At 39.6% G+C, this 19,492-nt stretch carries 15 protein-coding genes and 2 tRNA genes; 10 read left to right on the forward strand and 7 right to left on the reverse strand.

The window, feature by feature from the left end; genetic code table 11:
- The first annotated feature begins 66 nt into the window (after positions 1-66).
- Positions 67-2,718, forward strand: a complete 2,652-nt coding sequence (locus LCM02_RS07045; protein WP_224927615.1) for a cation-translocating P-type ATPase — start codon at positions 67-69, stop codon at positions 2,716-2,718.
- Here LCM02_RS07045 and LCM02_RS07050 read toward each other — a convergent pair.
- Together LCM02_RS07050 and LCM02_RS07055 are read right to left on the reverse strand one after the other, a co-directional pair.
- Positions 2,708-3,655: a calcium/sodium antiporter gene (locus LCM02_RS07050; RefSeq protein ID WP_224927616.1), complete on the reverse strand. Its 948-nt coding sequence runs from the start codon at positions 3,653-3,655 to the stop codon at positions 2,708-2,710. The genes LCM02_RS07045 and LCM02_RS07050 overlap by 11 nt on opposite strands.
- 253 nt (positions 3,656-3,908) lie before the next feature.
- Positions 3,909-3,982: transfer RNA gene (locus LCM02_RS07055), tRNA-Pro, on the reverse strand.
- Positions 3,983-4,149: 167 nt separating this feature from the next.
- On the opposite strand from LCM02_RS07055, the gene LCM02_RS07060 reads away from it, so the two are divergent.
- Together LCM02_RS07060 and LCM02_RS07065 are read left to right on the forward strand one after the other, a co-directional pair.
- The gene (locus LCM02_RS07060; RefSeq protein ID WP_224927617.1) at positions 4,150-7,038 is read left to right on the forward strand and encodes a tetratricopeptide repeat protein; all 2,889 of its coding nucleotides are present in this window, start codon (positions 4,150-4,152) and stop codon (positions 7,036-7,038) included.
- A gap of 38 nt (positions 7,039-7,076) precedes the next feature.
- Complete coding sequence (locus LCM02_RS07065) at positions 7,077-8,816, forward strand: CRTAC1 family protein (protein WP_224927618.1); 1,740 nt, start codon at positions 7,077-7,079, stop codon at positions 8,814-8,816.
- A 379-nt stretch (positions 8,817-9,195) separates the two neighbouring features.
- On the opposite strand, the gene LCM02_RS07070 is transcribed toward LCM02_RS07065, so the two are convergent.
- A tRNA-Pro gene (locus LCM02_RS07070) sits at positions 9,196-9,270 on the reverse strand.
- Positions 9,271-9,676: 406 nt separating this feature from the next.
- On the opposite strand from LCM02_RS07070, the gene trxB reads away from it, so the two are divergent.
- Entirely contained in the window at positions 9,677-10,624 is a 948-nt protein-coding gene (gene trxB / locus LCM02_RS07075) for a thioredoxin-disulfide reductase (RefSeq protein ID WP_224927619.1), read from the forward strand.
- Between the two features lie 149 nt (positions 10,625-10,773).
- A complete protein-coding gene (locus LCM02_RS07080; protein ID WP_224927620.1) occupies positions 10,774-12,222 on the forward strand; it encodes an SLC13 family permease in 1,449 nt (482 codons plus the stop codon).
- 16 nt (positions 12,223-12,238) lie between these two features.
- Here LCM02_RS07080 and LCM02_RS07085 read toward each other — a convergent pair whose 3' ends face one another.
- From LCM02_RS07085 to LCM02_RS07095, 3 genes are all read right to left on the reverse strand, one after another.
- Positions 12,239-13,261, reverse strand: a complete 1,023-nt coding sequence (locus tag LCM02_RS07085; protein ID WP_224927621.1) for a DUF368 domain-containing protein — start codon at positions 13,259-13,261, stop codon at positions 12,239-12,241.
- Entirely contained in the window at positions 13,262-14,185 is a 924-nt protein-coding gene (locus LCM02_RS07090; RefSeq protein WP_224927622.1) for a DUF368 domain-containing protein, read from the reverse strand.
- A 91-nt stretch (positions 14,186-14,276) separates the two neighbouring features.
- Positions 14,277-15,668, reverse strand: a complete 1,392-nt coding sequence (locus LCM02_RS07095) for a tetratricopeptide repeat protein (protein ID WP_224927623.1) — start codon at positions 15,666-15,668, stop codon at positions 14,277-14,279.
- A 159-nt stretch (positions 15,669-15,827) separates the two neighbouring features.
- Here LCM02_RS07095 and pyrR point away from each other — a divergent pair, with 159 nt between their 5' ends.
- From pyrR to LCM02_RS07120, 5 genes are read left to right on the forward strand one after another with little or no spacing between them, the layout of a single operon-like run.
- Positions 15,828-16,376 (forward strand): bifunctional pyr operon transcriptional regulator/uracil phosphoribosyltransferase PyrR, encoded by a 549-nt coding sequence (pyrR, locus tag LCM02_RS07100; RefSeq protein WP_224927624.1) that lies wholly within the window; start codon positions 15,828-15,830, stop codon positions 16,374-16,376.
- Between the two features lie 48 nt (positions 16,377-16,424).
- The gene (locus tag LCM02_RS07105; protein WP_224927625.1) at positions 16,425-17,357 is read left to right on the forward strand and encodes an aspartate carbamoyltransferase catalytic subunit; all 933 of its coding nucleotides are present in this window, start codon (positions 16,425-16,427) and stop codon (positions 17,355-17,357) included.
- A 3-nt stretch (positions 17,358-17,360) separates the two neighbouring features.
- Positions 17,361-17,714, forward strand: coding sequence for a ribonuclease Z (locus tag LCM02_RS07110; RefSeq protein WP_224927626.1), 354 nt, complete (start codon positions 17,361-17,363; stop codon positions 17,712-17,714).
- A gap of 9 nt (positions 17,715-17,723) precedes the next feature.
- Positions 17,724-18,086 carry a T9SS type A sorting domain-containing protein gene (locus tag LCM02_RS07115; RefSeq protein WP_224927627.1) on the forward strand — a complete coding sequence of 121 codons (363 nt, stop codon included), beginning with the start codon at positions 17,724-17,726 and terminating at the stop codon, positions 18,084-18,086.
- Positions 18,083-19,003, forward strand: coding sequence for a ribonuclease Z (locus LCM02_RS07120; protein WP_224927628.1), 921 nt, complete (start codon positions 18,083-18,085; stop codon positions 19,001-19,003). The genes LCM02_RS07115 and LCM02_RS07120 overlap by 4 nt, the downstream gene beginning before the upstream one ends.
- Here the strand turns inward: LCM02_RS07120 and LCM02_RS07125 are convergent.
- A complete protein-coding gene (locus LCM02_RS07125) occupies positions 19,000-19,365 on the reverse strand; it encodes a CoA-binding protein (RefSeq protein WP_224927629.1) in 366 nt (121 codons plus the stop codon). The two genes, LCM02_RS07120 and LCM02_RS07125, sit on opposite strands and share 4 nt — an antisense overlap.
- Positions 19,366-19,492 lie beyond the last annotated feature (127 nt).

A 19,492-nucleotide genomic window follows, 5' to 3' on the forward strand; every position in this document is an offset into this window, starting at 1 on the left:
GAAGGAATTGATTTAAAGTTTACTGCAAGGTGTAAACATACTTAACTTAATCATTGTTTTTAAATCATGATTAAAAATGCATACGCTTTAACTATTGAAGACATTGCTGCAAGGTTGCACACCGATTTCACAAGAGGTCTCGACATAAGCACTGTAAAGAGGCATTTTGCCCATTATGGACCAAACCAAATACCCCGTGATCAACCCAAGTCCAAATTTCAAATTCTGATTGATCAACTGCTGAATCCAATCATCTATATTCTGGCCGCCGCAACGGTTCTTGCGTTTGTGTTTGGTGACTGGCTCGAAGGAGCAGCCATCCTTATCGTTATTTTTATCTCCGTCGCCATCGGTTTCTCTATGGAGTTTCAGGCCATTCGATCCCTCGAGGCCCTAAGAAAGCTGGGGCAATCTATGACCTATACCATGCGTTCCGGAAAGATTCGAAAAATAACGGCATTGGAATTGGTTCCGGGAGATATAATACTGGTACAGGCCGGAGATGTGATTACAGCTGATGCCCGATTAATCTCACATGAAAACCTGACACTGAAAGAATCTGCACTGACGGGTGAAAGTACTCCGGTACAAAAGAAAATAGAAATACTACCGCTTCATACACCTGTAACGAATCAGTGCAATATGTTATTCAAAGGCACCATGGTAACAACAGGTTCGGGCAAGGCGGTTGTAACCTCGACAGGGGCCAATACGCAATTGGGAAAGATTCAACAAATGGGTATTGAGGCCCATAAAGAAATTACTCCTTTGGAAAAGAAATTGAATCAATTCAGTAAGTGGCTTATTTGGCTTACTTTGATCTTCGCCGTACTCATTATCATTGCGGGATATCTTCGAGGCAAGGATTTGATCCTTATGATAGAAACGGGTGTGGCCCTGGCTGTTGCCGCAATTCCTGAAGGACTTCCCATTGTAGCCACTATAGCCCTTGCCCAGGGAATGCTGCGATTATCGAAGCGCCAAGTTATTATCAAAAAGTTGGAGGCCATTGAAACCTTGGGTGCTACCAACATTATCTGCACCGACAAAACCGGTACGCTCACAGAAGATCAAATGAAGGTTCATTCTGTTTTATTTGAAGATCTGGAATTAGATAACATCGGCATCACAGATAAGCTTGAATTGGATTCATTGAGAGAAAACAAGTCCTTTCTGGAAATCTTAAACGGCAGTATCCTCTGTAATAACGCATCGTCAATTGAAGGCAACATCATAGGTGATTCCATTGAAGTCGCACTGCTGGATTTTGCACATAAGGCAGAATATGAGGTGCATCGAATTCGAAAAAACAATCCCAAGGAACTGGAATTACCTTTTGATGCCGAACGTAAACTAATGGCTACTGTCCACAGAAATCAACAACATTTCAAAATTTATGTAAAAGGTGCATTTGAAGCACTTAGAGAAGCCTGTAATACCATTTTGATCGACGGAAAAAAAAGAGATTTTACAAACAAGGAAATTTGGAAGAGAAAAGTTGATCAATTGGCTTCGAAGGGTCTTCGAACATTAGCATTCGCTTATCATGAAGTTGAAAAAATACCTCAAAAAGAAAACCTTGCGCAGAATCTTGTTTTTCTTGGAATTATAGGCTTTTTGGATCCCGCGAGAGAAGATGTTAAGGCAACCATAGAAATCTATAAAAAAGCAGGGATCAAGGTCGTTATGGTAACAGGCGATCATCTTAAAACGGCCGAAAAGATTGCTGCTGACGTGGGGCTTGCGACTCAAGACAAATTTTCCATACAGGCCCTTCACGGAAACGAATTACGCAATATTATTAAGGAAGATTCAAATTTGATATACAAACTATTAAATGCATCCATTTTTGCCAGAGTTACGCCAAAGCAGAAACTTGATTTGATAACTTTCCATCAAAAAAAAGGAAATATAGTTGGAATGATCGGTGACGGTATAAATGATGTTCCTGCCCTGAAAAAAGCAGATATAGGCATTGCTATGGGTATTCGCGGAACCGAAGCTGCGCGGGAAGTAGCCGATGTGATTTTAAAAAATGATAAATTTACGGCGATTGAGCTGGCTATCAGACAGGGTAGAATTGTGTTTCAAAATATCAGACAATTTGTTGTATACCTCTTGTCGTGTAATTTAGCAGAAATCGTTTCTGTAGGAATGGCAGCGCTGCTGAATCTTCCCTCCCCTTTGCTTCCGCTTCAAATATTATTTTTGAATCTGGTTACCGATGTTTTCCCTGCTTTAGCCCTGGGGCTTGGAAAAGGACACGGAGATATCATGAAACGCCCGCCCAGAAACCCAAATGAACCTATTATGACAAGGCGTGAATGGTATGCTACCATGTTTTATGGATTTTCGATAAGCGCCTCTGTGTTGGGCATCGTAGTATACTCCTATTTTGTGATGAACCTCAGCTGGAACATTATTAACAATATGGCTTTCTATACCCTGGTATTAGCACAATTGTTTAATGTCTTCAATATGCCTCATCATCGAGAATCAATTTTTATAAACGAAGTAACCAAAAACATTTACGTTTGGGCTGCCATACTTCTCTCTCTCCTCATTACCTGGGGTGCATATATTACAGACCCCATAGCTGAAGCGCTGTCATTAATGGAGTTGAACAAAGAACAGTTTTTCCTGACATTTCTATTTGCGTTGGGTTCCTTTTTATTGACTCAACTGATCAAGCAAGTAAGACGAATATCTAAGAGCTAATGAAAAATTTAACGGAGCTATAACCCAGGTATAGGCAAACTAAAAAAATACCCTCCCTTTTTTGAAGTCCTCTTTTTTGCCTTAAAAACCAAATGAAAATGATACTGATAAACAGCAATACTGACATATCATACCATAGCACAGCATCACTAACTCTTATTTCTGATATAAGAGAACCTATTCCTAACGGAACCAAAAGGTCAAAAATATTGCTCCCGACAATATTGCCCACAGACAGACTTGCTTTCCCTGCCGATAAAGCTCTGAAAGAAATTGCCAGTTCCGGGAGACTAGTTCCCAGTCCGATAATCACAGCCCCGACAAAAGATTGACGTATACCCCATTTTTCAGTTATTATCAAGGCATTCTCAAGGGTAAGGTGAGAGCTTACAGCAACAATAATAAGACCACCCGTCAAAATAATAATGGGTACTGTCATGCGCTTTTCCTTTTTTTCGTTGCTTTGAGCCCTTTCAGTTTTCTTCTCTCTGCGATAGAGAGTAACAATATACATTAAAAAGGCGATGAGCAGTAAAGCTCCGTCGTTCCAGGTGATAACATTATCAAAGGACACAAGCATCAGTAAAATGACAGATCCAATAAGTTCCGTTGCTATTTGACGGGACTGGACTTCTCCGGAAGAAACATAATAAAAGACTGCAATGAATCCTATCACGATGCTTATCTGAGCTATTGAACTTCCAATGGCATTACCCACAACCACACCAGAGGTATCCGTTCCGGCCAGGCTTTGAAAGGCTCCGTCAATGGCAACCACAAGTTCAGGAAGATCCGTTCCGAAAGCCAATACAGAAATACCTATAAATAATTCGGAAATATTAAAATAACGTGCAAGTTTAACTGCATTTCTCACGGTGAATTCCGTTCCAATCCAAAGACCAAATATTCCAAAAATAAGATAGATAAAAGGGATCATCGTATAGAATTATATATCTAAAACTATTAGTATAAAAGTCTGCCATACCTGAATTTGGTGGTTTTTCCGGCATAGAGATCGACAGTATTAAAGTTAATAAAACTTGATCGAATTAAAGATAAAATCAAAATGAATTCGGGATTTAATCTTACTTAGAAGATTGCAGGAAATTGTTTTACGTTTCTCTGATTCGAAAACAAGGGTACAGGTTGATCTAACAAAAAATGCCGAACAAGAGTCCGGCATTTTTCTGTCGGGATGACAGGATTTGAACCTGCGCCCTCTCGGCCCCCAGCCGAGCGCGCTACCGAGCTGCGCTACATCCCGAAAATGGAGAGGACAAATATAAACGGGTAATCTTTCTCTTACAATTAATTTTATGAAATATTTAAATATTTTGGATAAAAAAATCGATTGGCATATTCAATCACTAATTTTCATTTATATTTAACCACTTTTTTATAAATCTTAATTCATTTTTTTAAGATCTTCAAATGCGACGCAAACGCTGGATTGTTTCTAAGAATCTCAAAATATTACTTTGGATAGCCATTGGTTTATCGGTATTCATGCTGGCCAATACCTTATACCTACTGACCAACAGGCTGGCAGAGAACCTTGGCCTGACTTTTTTTGCATCATCAAAGACCAGCATCCCTGTTTTGTTGCAAACCATGATCTTGTCCCATACGGGAGCAGGAATTCTATTGGTTATTTTGATGCTCCTGTTTGGATTTATGCACCTGCCGCGAGTTTGGAGGCTGTATCAACCCAAAAGTGGCTTATCGGGTATTGCATATATGTTAGTCGGGCTGTTGCTGGGGATCACCGGATTGTTTATACTTAATTCTGCTGCAAGCAGGGACAATAACTGGGCCTGGTGGATTCATGTAATCTGTGCAGTTCTCGCTCCTACCGGATATATCGTACATCGAATGAGCAGCAGGGGAAACAAGCCGGAAAAAAAGTCATTTAGAAAATATAGCTGGGCCCTTGGGACCCTTTTGGTGCTCATGCTCATAGGGCATTTAGTAACAAAAAGCAGTACGGTTCTGACGGAAGAAGCGAAAGCAGCCAGGGCAAAAGGAATGCATCAGGGCCCGGGAGCAAAAGCTCGAAATGTTCAAGATTATTCTGACAGTGAATATGTTCCTCTGGGTTTTGTGCCTCCCGAAAGTCCCTTCTTCCCTTCGGCCACAACCACAACTTCTGGAGATTATTTACCTTCAAGAATCATCACTCGCGGAGAACTTGGGGACTCCTTAAAGATAAAAAGCGAAATAGATCGTTATGGTTTTGTGCAGAACACGGCAATAGGTGCCACTACCTGTGCGCGCTGTCATCAGGATATCGTGGAGCAGTGGAAATCTTCTGCCCATCGCTTTGCATCCTTTAACAATCCCTTTTACGAGGCAACGGTTACAGACTTGAGAAATAACGCTGATGAACCGAACGCATGGGTTGATAAACATGTAAGTCAATACAAGGATTTTGGCAACGATGGCATCGGAAGGGCAAAAAGTAAATGGTGTAGTGGCTGCCACGACCCTTCTCTGATGCTGGCTGGAAAAATGAACGGCATCATTGACCGCAATACACCTGAAGCCCAGGCCGGCCTTACCTGTCTGGCATGTCATTCCATCGATAAGATCCATAACAAGACGGGTAATGGAAATTATAATATAGCCGATGAACAGGAAGATCCCTATTTATTTCCAAAAAGCAAGGATGGGAGTCTTGGTGCCTTCCTTCACGATGCTGCGATCAAAGCAAAACCTGAGGTGCACATGGAACAGATGATGCAGCCATTTTTCAGAAAAAGCGAATACTGCCTGACCTGTCATAAAGTTAGTTTGCCGGAATCGGTCAATAACTATCGATGGCTCAGGGGCCAGGATGAATATGATAACTGGCATGACAGCGGGGTATCACTTAATGCTTCCAGGACATTTTACCTGCCCCCGATCAAAAAAGAATGCCAGGACTGCCACATGCCTCCCGAAAGTGCTCCACTTGGTGACCTGGCTGCTAAAAACGGAATGGTAAGATCGCACAGATTCATTGCTGCGAACACGGCTTTGCCTTTTATAAGAAATGATACAGCTACCCTGAAAAAGATTGAAACCTTCCTTAAGAATGATAAGCTCGGTGTGGATATTTTTGCCCTTAAAAGAGGGAATACTTCCAAGCCCCTTATGGGACTGGAATATGAAGAACTCGTGCTGCAGTCCGGTGAGGAAGTGACGGTAGATGTTGTTGTTCGGAACAAGGGAGTAGGACACACTTTTCCGGGAGGAACAAATGATTCGAATGAGGGTTGGCTCGAATTCAGTATCAAAGATCAGGAAGGTACAACCTTGGTGATTAGCGGTCGTATTGACGAAAAAGGGCACCTGGATAAAAATGCTCACACCTATAAATCTGTTTTGGTGGATAAAAACTCCAAACCCATTCATCAACGAAATGCTCAGGATATCCGGGCGACGGTTTATACAAACGTCATAGGTCCTGGAACGGCTGACATTGCCCATTATACTTTTACAATTCCAAAGGAACTGGAAAATAAAAAATTGATCATGCAAGCTAGGTTGCTCTTTAGGAAGTTTGACCGTAACTACATGGAATTTGCCTACAAGGCGAATCCAAAAGGATTCAAACAGTTTAAGAAAATACCTGATCTTCCAATTACGGAAATCGCTGCCGACAAGATTGATTTTATGGTAATAAAAGATAATTCTTCGGCTTCAAAAACTGAGCGCAAAAAGATTCCGTCCTCCGACTGGATCAGATTTAATGATTACGGAATTGGTTTATTGCTTGAAGGTGATTCAAGGGGAGCAGTTCAGGCCTTTGAGATGGTCGCTAAGCTGCGTCCTGAAAATCTGGATGGCCCCCTGAATCTTGCCAAAACCGCTTTACAGGAAGGAAACATTGAGGAAGCATACCAAAATCTCAGAGTCTGTGAAGAATTGAAAAAAGGTGACCCTCAGGTTGCATGGGTATGGGGACGCGTAAGACAAGAGGATGGCCTGTATCAAGACGCAATAGCTGCCTACAACTATGTATTGCAATTTTTTCCGGACGACAGGGCTGCCAGACGACAGCTTGGACGCACCTATTATCTTGATCAGCAATATGAAGAATCCATCCGGATGTATAAAACTGTACTTGACATAGATCCCGAGGACCGGGAGGCATACTACCATCTTTCATTAAATTACCGAGCTTTGGGAGACTTGAGAAAGGCTGTTATTATGGACCAGGCCTTCACCTATTACAGCATTGATGAGTCAGCATCAGAAGTTGCTCAAAAATACCGAAAGAAAAACCCGGGAGATAATTTAATGGCCCAGGATATCCGAATCCACAAGTTGAAATTTTGACATTATAACCTTGCAAATCATAATCAGTAACATATCTTATGAAATTTAAATACCTGCTTATTTTAACGTTCCTTCTTCAATTCATGGGATGCGGAAAAAAAGAAGCTCCAAAACAAAATTTAGAATTTACCCGGGAAAGCCTGGATTTTACGGCTGACAGGTCGACCGAAATGATAAGTCCCATCCGTTTGACGGATATTACTGAGGAATCAGGAATTGATTTTAATCACACCACAGGAGCTTTTGGAAATAAGTGGATGCCGGAAACAATTGGCAGCGGCGGAGGTTTTTTGGACTACAACAATGATGGCTGGCCTGATATATTTTTGGTAAACGGTGCTTACTGGCCGGGTCATGAACAAAGCGGAAAGACCCCATATCCGGCTTTGTATGAGAATAATAAGGACGGAACATTTATGGATGTAAGTACGAAAGCGGGCTTGAATTTTTCGATTTATGGAATGGGTTGCGCTTTCGCTGACTTTGATGCTGATGGTGATATCGATATCTATATCACAGCCGTTGGCACCAATAAACTTTTGAGGAATGAAAATGGTGTTTTTCAAGATGTTACCGAAAAAATGGGTGTGACGGGAAATGATCCGGATCGAAAAAATAATCCGGCATGGTCAACCGGGGCAGCCTGGGTTGATGTGGATCGTGATGGGTGGATGGACCTTTTTGTTGACAATTATGTAAAGTGGACCCCGGAATCAGATATATACACAACCCGGGACGGTAAGAACAAATCATACGCTACCCCCGATATTTATCAAGGTGAGTCTTGCAGGCTCTACAGGAACATCAAAGGACTTCGCTTTGAAGACATTACCGAAAATGCCGGAGTGCTGAACCCGGAAGGAAAATCACTTGGCGTTGCCATTGCCGATTTCAATAACGATCACTGGCCCGATATTGCGGTTTCCAATGATACACAACCCAATTTTCTATACATCAACGATGGAGACGGAACATTTACGGACCAGGCTATTGCTGCCGGTATCGGATACGATGAAAAAGGAAGGGCTCGTGCTGGAATGGGAATTGATATTGCAGATGTTTACAATGATGAGAATCTTGCAATTGCCATTGGGAACTTCTCTCAAGAACCTTTGTCACTTTATGCCCAGACAGTTGGTGGATTGTTCCATGACCGTGCGGGTGTGGCCCAGTTAACACGTGCCTCTCTTTTGCAACTGACCTTCGGGGTCCATTTTACCGATCTCGACAATGACGGATACGTAGAGCTAATCACTGCAAACGGTCATATCGAGCCCGATATTAATGTCGTTCAACAGAACATTACATTCAAACAAAGCCCTCAGATCTTCTATAACGAGGGAGGCAAATTTATGGATATCAGTGATCAGGTCGGTGAATCATTTAAAGATCCTGTTGTTGGAAGGGGAATTGCAACGGCCGATATTGACAAAGACGGAGATACTGATATATTGCTGACCGTTAATGGAGGAAGCCCCAAATTGTTCCGAAATGACACGGAATCAAAAAATAATTCTGTCACCATTAAGCTCAATGGAAAAAGTCCTAATCAAAATGCCATTGGTGCTAAAATTACTTTATGGAATAAAGGTGTAATGCGGAATCGTATGCTTAGAACCGGATCTTCTTATTTATCTCAGTCCGACATCAGCAATATAATCGTAGGCCTGGGTGAAAATGAGAAAGCCGATAGTATTAAGGTTACCTGGCCTGCATCGGGAAAGGAAACCATCATTAAGGAATATAAATCAGGAACTCCTCTTATCATAACAGAATAAATGCTGTCGCATTTTGGTGTTTTTTGTTTTCACTCCTTTTTGAAAGCAGGCTTTCAATCAACTTCGTTGAATACGTTTTAGGATTAACTTCGTTGATCCTGTAGTGGGGTCGATGCCAAAAGAAAACCCGCTAAAATGCTGTCGCATTTTGGTTTTTTTTGTTTTCACTCCTTTTTGAAAGCAAGCTTTCAATTAACTTCGTTGAATACGTTTTAGGATTAACTTCGTTGATCCTGTAGTGGGGTCGATGCCAAAAGAAAACCCGCTAAAATGCTGTCGCATTTTGGTGTTTTTTGTTTTCACTCCTTTTTGAAAGCAGGCTTTCACCGGAGGAAAACAAAAAACCCCTTCAAACTGAGTTTGAAGGGGTTTTCTTTTGTCGGGGTGGCAGGATTCGAACCTGCGACCTCCTGCTCCCAAAGCAGGCGCGATAACCGGGCTACGCTACACCCCGAAAAGTTACCGATTTTTTCAGGCTGCAAAGATAACACTAAATCTTACATATTCAAGAAAAAAAGATCAATCTTCAAAAGCAAAAGGCTATTTTATGAAATTTTTCATTGAGCAATTGGCGGACCCTTGGCTCAAGTGCCTCCCCTACCACACAACTATCTGTCGAAAATAAAAAAGTATGCCTCTGTTAGCTTCTGTAGTTTTCTCAAACTCCTGCTTATCAGATACATTTATCATTTGTCGGACATTTGTTAGTTTAAAGGTACTTTTACGTCAATAGATTCAGATCAAAAATATGGATTAAAAATCGTTATTGCAGTATTGAAAAAAAAGATTGTGAAACGTATTTTAAACGTTTTGATTTGTATATTTTTGTTAGCTGAAAAAATGTAAAAAAAGAATAGAAAATGGAGGGCAATATTGAAAGAATCAAATGTTTGATAATCGGATCGGGACCAGCTGGGTATGCCGCAGCCATTTATGCGGCTCGTGCGGATTTAAAACCAGTTGTATACACTGGAATGCAGATGGGCGGGCAACTGACAACTACTACGGAAGTTGACAATTACCCGGGTTATCCAAACGGAACGGATGGAACTGCCATGATGGAAGATTTCAAGAATCAGGCGGAACGTTTCGGGACTGATGTTCGTTTTGGAATGGCGACCAAAGTTGATTTCAGCGAAGAAGTTGGAGGAATTCACAAGGTGACAATAGATGAATCAAAAGTAGTGGAGGCCGAAACTGTGATCATTTCAACCGGAGCTACGGCAAAATATCTTGGATTGGAAAGTGAACAGAGATTGATAGGTGGAGGAGTTTCTGCCTGTGCCACTTGTGACGGATTCTTCTATAAAGGACAGGATGTGGTTGTAATTGGGGCCGGAGATACTGCGGCTGAAGAGGCTACTTATTTGGCGAATATTTGCAGAAAGGTTACGATTTTGGTAAGAAAGGATTATATGCGGGCTTCAAAGGCGATGCAGCATCGGGTAAATAAAACGGAGAACATTGAGGTAATGTTCAATACGGAACTGGATGAAGTTCTTGGAGATCAGACTGTAGAAGGTGTTCGCATATTCAATAATATTACTGATGAAAGGTCCGAATTGGATGTAACAGGAGTATTCGTTGCGATTGGTCACAAGCCTAATACAGAAATTTTCAAGGGAATTATTGACATGGATGAGGTAGGTTACCTTCAAACTAAAGGGAAATCAACCAAGACCAATGTTCCAGGTGTTTTTGCTGCCGGTGATGTGCAGGACAAAGAATACAGACAGGCAATTACTGCGGCGGGAACTGGCTGTATGGCCGCTTTGGATTCTGAGCGTTATCTTGGAGCTCTTCAGTAGAAAATCTATCATCAAATTATGATCAAAAAGCCTAAGTAAATCTTAGGCTTTTTAGATTCCAAATAAAACGTTTTCGTAAAATTTTCAAGGAAAAGCCCCGTGAAACCAGAGATAACGTAACTTTGTATTCCTAATTAAGTTTTGAAATTATGGCCGATTCCAGGACCGCCTCGATGCGGTATTTAAAGAAATTTCAGCATGTTGTTGATATACAGCAGAAAATCATTTATTTTCTTTTAAGCATAATTTTTGCTTTTTTACTCACCTATTGGCTCAACAGTCCGGAACTGGATCAGGCACAGATCTATGTGCTGTTTCTATTGTTTTTATCCATTGGCTTATGGGTCACGGAGGCTGTACCACCCTTTGCCGTAGGTCTGCTCATCTTTGGTTTTTTGGTATTTGCGCTAGGTGGATATTATTCTGAAATAGATCCAGACAACGCTTCGAAATATGTTGCGAAATATGTTGAAACATGGTCAAATAGTGTCATATGGTTAATGCTAGGTGGATTTGTAATGGCCGAAGCCATGCAAAAAGTGGGTCTTGATAAATCACTTTTCAAGATGACTATATCCAAATTTGGAAGTAAACCGAGAAACGTGCTGCTGGGCATTATGTTGGTTACGGCCATTTTTTCTATGATCATGTCAAACACCGCAACAACGGCGATGATGATTGCGGCAGTGATACCATTTATAAATACCCTGGATAAGGATTCTCCGATGTCCAAAGCGCTCTTAATCGGTATTCCCGCAGCGGCCTCTTTAGGTGGCATGGGAACCATTATCGGATCACCACCCAATGCTATTGCTGTAGACGCCATGAACAATCATGGGATAGAATTCGGGTTTTTGGAATGGATGATCATCGGTTTCCCGGTTGCCATTATTATGGTCTTCTTATTCTGGAGCTTTCTGATAACGAGGTACGTTCCTAAAGTGTCAAAAATTGACTTGTCTTTTCTGGACAGCCTTGAATCCAAAACCAGTTCAAGAATATTTAATATCAAACGAAAAATTGTCTCAGGTGTGCTCCTGCTTACTTTAACCTTATGGCTTACCGGTAACATCCACGGAATTCCCGCCTCCGCAGTTTCGTTATTGCCAATTATGCTGTTGACCATGCTGGGAATTGTATCGGGTAATGATGTTAGAAAATTACCTTGGGATACATTGATGTTGGTTGCAGGTGGTTTATCCCTGGGGCTAGCTATCCAGGAAACCGGACTGGCTGAATATTATGTGAGTTTACTTAGCAATTACGACCTGAATCTATATGCGCTGATGATCGTATTCTCATTGCTTACGGTAATTCTTTCTAATTTTATGAGTAATACGGCAACTACGACCATTTTAATTCCTATTGCAATTATACTAGTGTCTTCAAACCAGGTAATTCTGCCCTTGGTCATTGGTTTAAGTGCTTCAGCTGCTCTGTTCCTTCCAATTTCAACCCCTCCTAATGCGATTGCATTCAGTACCGGTAAACTGGATCAAAAAGATTTCAGGGCGGGAGGATTGTTCGCAGGTCTGATCGGCCCAACGGTCATTATTTTGATGGTCTTGCTAATCAGCGTGATATATGTAGGAAATTAAAGATTAACCTGTTTAATCAGGATGCAGATCTCTTATTTTTGTCTCCATACCAGTCTATTGCCAGAAGTATAGCGATTCCTAAGATGACATAAAAAATGGCCATCCAGGTTGTGTAGTCGGAAAAGTCAGGGATATACCTGATATAATTTTCAACAATTTTATTTCCCAAGCTGTCGTAAAGGTACTGCCCCTCTTCTGTTTTATACAGTTCTCTTTTCCATGGCCATACATTTCCTAGAGACCCGCCAATAAAACCAATGATCAGTGCCGTAATGATCTGGTGCCACCGTTTTAGAAGAAATCCAAGAATATGCGAGGTAACCACCAAACCAAAAATCGATCCCAGACCAAAGCTCGCTATTATTTTCATGTAGCGCATTCTTACCTCGTCGTAAACGAAATCAAAATTCAAGGTAAAAATATCTTGAATGGTCTTATAGAGTTCATTGACCGCATCAACGAGAAGTAATACATAATTCCCCATCAATATCAGAATAAAAGAACCTGATAAACCTGGAAGAGTCATCCCTGAAACTCCTATGATACCGCACAAAAAAACAAACCATAAATTATCATTCTCCTTTGCAGGACTCATAAAGCTAATGGATACACCAATTGCTACCCCAACTGCCATTGAAATAATATTGGTACGCGAAAAATCATTAAAATCCTTTGCCACATAATAAATAGAACCTAGAATCATTCCAAAAAACGTAGCCCATACATACAATTCGAAATTTTGTATCAGATAATCGAGAACCCTTGAAACTGAAAAGTAACTAAAAGTTGATCCGGCAAAGACCAGCAATAAAAACCTCCCATTGACATATTGATAAAAGCTTTTATATCTTCCATCGATCAAAAGTTTAAAAGCTTTACGGTTTATTTTCTGAAGAGAATAAATCAGTTCCTCATAAAATCCTGTAACAAAGGCTACCAGGCCACCTGAGACCCCTGGAACTTTATTAGCGGCACCCATGGCTACCCCTTTGATAAAGAGTAGAATCTTGTCCCCCAGTGTCCTTGTATTCTCTGCCATCTAATCGTTCTTTTTAACAGCCAGTTTTTCTAAAAGGATGATAAACATAAACCCGGCAAAGGCAAGTAAGAGTGCCCATAAAAGTTGAGGGTCACCCTCATAGCTCCCGGGTAATACACTCTCCTCTCTTAATACTTTAATTTTACCATTTATGATTTCAGTCTCTAAAACTTCCTTCCATGGCCAGATTTTGTTCAATGAGCCTAAAATAAAACCAGTCAATACGGCAAGCGTTAAATTCTCATAATGATCGAACAGCCATTTTAATACTCTTGAAAAAGATAATAATCCTACTATGGCTCCTGAGATCAGCGTTATAAGCAGGATCACATTCCTGTCATGTATTGCATCGAGAACGGGCTTATACATTCCGAGCAATAATAAAATGAAACTGCCTGATATTCCGGGTAAGATCATGGCACAAATGGCCAATGCCCCGGATAGAAATACATAGGGATAGGAAGGATTGGCTTCCTGCGGTGTCAGCTTAGTAATATAATAGGCAATCAAAGCCCCTGCAAACAGAAGAATTATAGTTCCTATTCTCCATTTATTGATTTGTTTTGCTACATAAATAATACTCGCCAAAACCAAGCCGAAAAAAAAGGACCAAATCAATATGGGCTGGTTTTCGAGTAAGTATTTGATCACTCTTGCCAGAGAAATAATACTTATGGCTATTCCGATGACCAGTGAAAGCAGAAAGTTTCCGTTCAAGGCTCTCCACAAGGAAACAAAGCCCTCCTCCTTTAAAAGTTTAAGGTTTTTTAGATTTATATTACTTATTGAATCAATAAGTTCCTCGTAGATTCCTGAAATAAAAGCAATTGTCCCTCCTGAAACTCCTGGAACAACATCAGCGGCACCCATGGCAACACCTTTTAATCCAACGACAAAATATTCTTTTAGGGTTCTCTTTCCCACGTTAACTTTCTAAAAATTAAGTGCCAAAGATAACCAAAATTGCATTGAGCGCTATGATTAAATTTAGCTCTAAATAAAGAAGTTCAGAAATTTAGTCTTTAAACTTATCGATTAAAAGTTTGACACTTTCAAGATCCATCATGGTAGGGAAAATTTCGGAGGCCACACTTAGGAAGTCTATGTCTGACTTTAGGGATTTCTCAAAAAAGAATAAGCCCTCCTTTTCCTTTTGAATCAGAAAATGCAAACCGGCGAGCCTGTAAGTGATCTCTGGCTCATCTTTATAAGATTCTCTGGCGTCCAGAAGAACCCTTATGGATTCATGAAATTCTCCTAAAAAATGAAGAACATCCGAAAGAGCAAGATATACTTCTATCCTATCATCCTGAAGGCCAATACATTTATAATACGCGCGAGCAGCCTCTTCAAATAAATTTAGTTTCAGGTTTATTTCTGCAAACTTGTGCCAGTACAAATTATTTTCTTCATCAATTCCAAGAGCCTTATTGATATAAAAAAGCGCCTTGTGGTAATTTTTGTTATTGATATATATATCCGTCAGAGCCAGCCATCCTTTGTCAAGCAGAGGGTCTTCATTAACGGTTTTGTTGTAAAAATCAATGGCATCTCTTACAGAATTCAGTTTTTCATAACATTTTCCTATTCTTAAATAGGCAAATGAAGTTGGCGTATCCAGTTCCATAGTTTTATGATAAAACTCAATGGCGTCTTCGTAGTGGCCCAATTCTTCAAGGGTTTTAGCCTTTTCGAGATGGGCTCCGATAAATTCCTCATCGATAAGTATGGAATACTCAAATGCCTGAAGTGCCTTTGGGTAATCATAAACGATATAGTATTGTCTTCCCAGCTGATGCCAGGCTATCTCACTGTATGGATCCTTTTCAATGTAATTTTTGAGATATTCTATCGCCTCATCGTGTTTCTTCATCATATCAAAACAATAGATCACATTGTAAAGCGAAGAATAATTTTCATATTCAACATCAAGGCTCTTGGCAAAATTAAACCGAGCGGTATCAAAATCTTCCAGAAACAAATATTCCATTCCAATCATCGATAAAATTTCGGCATCATCATCAGCATATATCAAAGCTGTTTTCAAATTATCCACGGCCAGTTTATGCTTTCCTCTTTTCGAATGAATTGTTGCCTTCTGTATATATATGTCCTCATTTGAAGGTTCAATTTCCTGAAGTCGATTGAGGATTTTTTCGGCTTTATCCAGGTTTTCATCAAGAATCAATAATTCAACCTGAATCAATTGAAGACTAACAGAGGTAGGATGCTGAGAAAGGCCTAGGTGCAATGCTTTTTTTGCCAATGAAAATTTTCCACTGTCAACATAGAACAAAATAATCTCTTCAAACTCATTGGAATCAAAAAAATATACACTGTTGGTTTTAAGCATCAATTCAAATTTGGATAAGGGCTGATTATCGTTATTATTTGAAAAGTGCTGCATAGAATAGCTTTTTAATTGATACTAAAATAATATCAATTGAGCCCGATGAGCGATCCACCTTTAATTTTTCTTAACAATTTAATTAACACCTTGTAATTTTCTATGCTGTGACAAAAAAAACTGTAACTTTGTTTCATATTTAAAGCCTTCAATGCTACTATGGCCAGAAAGACCTTACTTAACGAAAAGGAAATCTTAATTATTCTTAATCGTTTGGCGTGCCAGCTCATCGAAAATCATCAGGACTTTAGTAATACCATATTAATAGGAATTCAACCCAGAGGAATTTTTCTGGCTGATCGACTCGTAAAAATTCTTCAGGAAGATTATCAGGTGAAAGATATAAAACTGGGGAAACTTGATATTACCTTCTTCCGGGATGATTTTAGGAGAAGAGAAGATCCCTTGTCGGCGAGTACAACGGATATCAATTTTATCGTTGACAATAAAAATGTTGTTTTTATTGATGATGTTTTATTCTCTGGAAGAAGCATCCGAGCAGCCTTGACCGCAATTCAGGCCTTTGGAAGACCAAAAAATATCGAATTACTCGTATTGATCGACCGAAGATTCAGCCGGCACCTGCCCATACAACCCGATTATAAGGGCAGGCAGGTAGATGTGATCAAGGATGAGCAGGTCAAGGTGGAGTGGAAAGAAAATGAACAAAAAGACAAGGTTTGTATCGTACGACCTGACACCGTATAGTTTGAAGCAGAAAAAACTGAATATTAAAATTCAATTGCGACTAAGAAAATGGCGAAATTAAGTGTATCTCATTTACTTGGGATAAAACATCTGAAACTTGAAGACATTAATTTAATTTTCAATACAGCCGATCATTTTAAAGAGGTTATCAACAGACCCATCAAAAAAGTTCCCTCGTTAAGAGATATAACCATCGCCAACTTATTTTTTGAAAACAGCACCCGAACCAAGCTTTCATTTGAACTGGCCGAAAAAAGACTTTCAGCAGACATTATAAATTTTTCAGCAGCTCAATCTTCGGTAAAAAAAGGTGAATCTCTTATCGATACAACCAATAATATTCTTTCGATGAAGGTTGACATCATCGTTATGAGGCACCCGAATGAAGGAGCCTGCGATTTCCTTGCGAAACATGTTGACGCTAAAATCGTGAATGCCGGTGATGGTGCACACGAGCACCCGACTCAGGCCTTACTCGATTCGTTTTCCATCAGAGAGAAACTAGGGGAGGTAAAAGGAAAAAAAGTAGTAATTATTGGAGATATTTTACATTCTAGGGTTGCTCTTTCAAATATCTATGCCTTAAAACTTCAAGGAGCTGAAGTGATGCTTTGCGGACCTACAACCCTTATTCCGAAATTTATCACCAAACTTGGCGTAAGTTATGAAAAGGATCTTAGAAAGGCGCTTGAGTGGTGCGACGTTGCAAATGTTTTAAGGGTGCAACACGAAAGAATGGATGTCAAATATTTCCCTTCTATAAGAGAATATACACAACTCTTTGGCATCAATAAAGAACTATTGGACAGCATAAACAAAGACATCGTTATTATGCATCCGGGTCCTATTAACAGAGGGGTCGAACTGACTAGTGACGTGGCCGACTCTAAGCAATCCATTATTCTGAATCAGGTTGAAAACGGAGTTGCCGTCAGAATGGCAGTGATCTATTTACTGGCACAGCAGATTAAACGAGATTAAGTTATGGAAATTATAAAAGAAGAATCTTATTACCATCTAATTCCGGAAGTAAACAACAAAATGAGTCCGGATGAGAGCTTAGCGAATTTTATGGATTCATTTAAAAAAAATTATGCTAACTTTAAGAAGATAAATCTAATATTGGATTTTTCTAATATTATTAACATAGATTTAAATAAAATCTTGTTATTTTCGCCAATAAGCGAAGCGCATAAATCTAATAATAAATCTTTTGTGATAGTTTGCAGTGGAATAGAGTTTGACCAGGTACCGGATGAAATTGTTGTGGTTCCCACTTTGAAAGAAGCAGAAGACATCATTGAAATCGAAGATATTGAACGTGATTTAGGAATTTAAACAGACTATATGGTAAAAAAACTACTCTCTATTATTTTTTTATTAACCTTTTCTACAGCTCTTCTTGCTCAGGAAGATGATGCTAAAGATCTTGAGATCCTCGAGAATGCTTTGATTGGGATACACGAAGTAGTGGCATCACCCAATCCATTTAGTGTGTCTACCCGTATCAGATTTGAGGCCGATGAAGAATTCGAAATAGATTTTCTTGTTAAAGATTTGCTGGGGAATACCGTTTACGCGAAAAAGCAGATCGCTAAAAAGGGTCATAATTCCATTACTTTCTACAGGGATGAACTGGAGTCTGGTATTTATATTTATTCTATAAAGACCAAGACAAAAGTTGTTTCCAAGAGGATGGTGATCAAATGAGTTTAAGACTAACCATATTAGGTTGTCATTCTGCTACACCTAGAAGTCTAACATATACTTCATCTCAGTTTTTAGAGATGAACAATGAATGTTGCCTGATAGATTGTGGTGAGGGAACTCAACGCCAATTACGAAAATACAAGATCAAGTTTTCAAGAATTAAATACATCTTTATTTCCCATTTGCACGGGGACCATTTTTTTGGTCTTATTGGTCTTATTTCTACCTTTAGCCTCCTCGGCAGAAATTCGGAACTTCACATCTATGGCCCAAAAGGATTGAAAGAAATTATTTTGCTCCAACTGAAGCTTTCCAAATCATGGGTAGACTTCCCCCTGCATTTTCATGAATTAAGCAGTTCAGAAAGTGAGTTGATTCTTGAAAATGATCGAATAAAAGTTTACACCATCCCACTCAAACACAGGATATATACAAATGGTTTTCTTTTCACGGAACAACCATTGCCAAGAAAACTCAATATGAAGGAAATTTCCAAATACAAAGAAATTGATATCTGCGACTATCAAAATCTAAAAAACGGAAAAGACTTTACGCTTACTGACGGAAAAATAATTCCAAACAAAGACCTTACCATTGATCCGGCAGAGCCTTTGAGATACGGTTACTGCAGTGATACTGAATACCATGAAGAAATCATTCCTCTAATTGAAAATATTGATCTTCTGTATCATGAAGCTACCTTTTTAGAAGAGCACAGGGACCTGGCGGAAAAAACAAAACACAGTACCGCCTATCAGGCCGCTCAAATTGCTCATAAAGCTAAGGTTAAAAGGCTTTTACTAGGCCACTACTCAAGCCGATACACCTCCCTTGACCTGTTTTTGGAAGAGGCCAGTATACTATTTAAAAATACAGAGCTGGCCGAAGCTGGAAATCATATCCATCTCAGTAATTAAAAGGAGTTCAGACTAAGCAACACCAGGGAACAGGCCAGTTCAAATTCGACTTCATTTTCTACAAGAATAAGCTCTAACTCTCTATTTTCTGCCCCGGGATTGAATATCACTTTTTCCGGATTCAAATCCAGTATATAGTCATAGAATTGTCTTTGATTAAATGGATTCAAGTAGATCGTTACGGCATAAACATCATCAATCTTTTTAAACTCTGAAAAAAGTTTTACGCCCTCTACCTCACCTGCTGATATTCCGAGTGCGTAAACATCAAAATTATTCTTTTTTAACTTCTTTATTGCCATATTTGAATATCTGTTGCTATTCAACGAAGCTCCCAGGACGATCACTTTTTTCATTTTCATAATTTTGAGTTTTCATTTCTTCATTGGGTCGAAAGAGGAAGTAAGAATTTACATTTCTGGTTGTAAACTGGGAGCACAAGTAAATTATGCTCCTTTTAAGTAGGGTAAAATAATTCAATCCGTAGGG

The organism is Lutimonas saemankumensis (assembly GCF_020171465.1).
GTDB classification, from domain to species: domain Bacteria; phylum Bacteroidota; class Bacteroidia; order Flavobacteriales; family Flavobacteriaceae; genus Lutimonas; species Lutimonas saemankumensis.